Below are 824 nucleotides of genomic sequence, written 5' to 3'. Positions count from 1 at the left end.
GACCTGATCAATACCCGAGATCGTTTGTTGGAGTTCTTGGATAACGAAGTGTCAGATGCGCTGTCTTACCACTTCTGGAACAGCGGCGTTGTCATTCGTAACGACGAAACCTACGAGAAAATCGAAGGCACAGAAGATGGCGTCATAATTCACCTGCAGTCAGGCAAGAAAATGCGCGCCGATTGTTTGCTGTATGCGAACGGCAGAACCGGTAACACCGACAAACTCAGTTTGGATGTCGTCGGTCTAGAATCGGATTCTCGCGGCCAGCTTAAAGTGAACCGCAACTACCAAACGGCGGTTGAGCACATTTACGCAGTAGGTGATGTGATTGGTTACCCTAGCCTTGCGAGCGCAGCCTACGACCAAGGACGATTTGTCGCACAAGCGATCACCAAAGGTCAGGCTGAAAACTATCTGATTGAAGACATTCCAACAGGCATCTACACCATTCCAGAAATCAGCTCTGTTGGTAAAACAGAACAAGAACTGACGGCAGCGAAAGTGCCTTATGAAGTTGGCCGCTCTTCATTCAAACACCTGGCCCGTGCGCAAATTGCAGGCAAAGATGTCGGCAGTTTGAAAATTTTGTTCCATCGTGAAACCAAGGAAATTCTCGGCATTCACTGCTTTGGTGAACGTGCAGCGGAAATCATCCACATTGGTCAAGCCATCATGGAACAGAAAGGCCAAGCCAATACGATTGAATATTTCGTGAATACTACCTTCAACTACCCGACCATGGCCGAAGCCTATCGTGTAGCGGCATTGAATGGGCTGAACCGATTGTTCTAGTAGCCATACAATGCTGAGATAATGAGGTT

At 48.1% G+C, this 824-nt stretch carries 1 protein-coding gene; it reads left to right on the top strand.

Annotation, left to right across the window (positions count from 1 at the left end; genetic code table 11):
- A partial coding sequence (locus R7Q11_RS25580) for an FAD-dependent oxidoreductase (protein WP_225466925.1) occupies positions 1–795 on the top strand: 795 nt, incomplete at its 5' end.
- Positions 796–824 lie beyond the last annotated feature (29 nt).

The organism is Vibrio sp. 970, from assembly GCF_033339075.1.
Note: the sequence above shows the minus strand (reverse complement) of the source record. Positions and strands in the feature narration are given on the sequence as shown.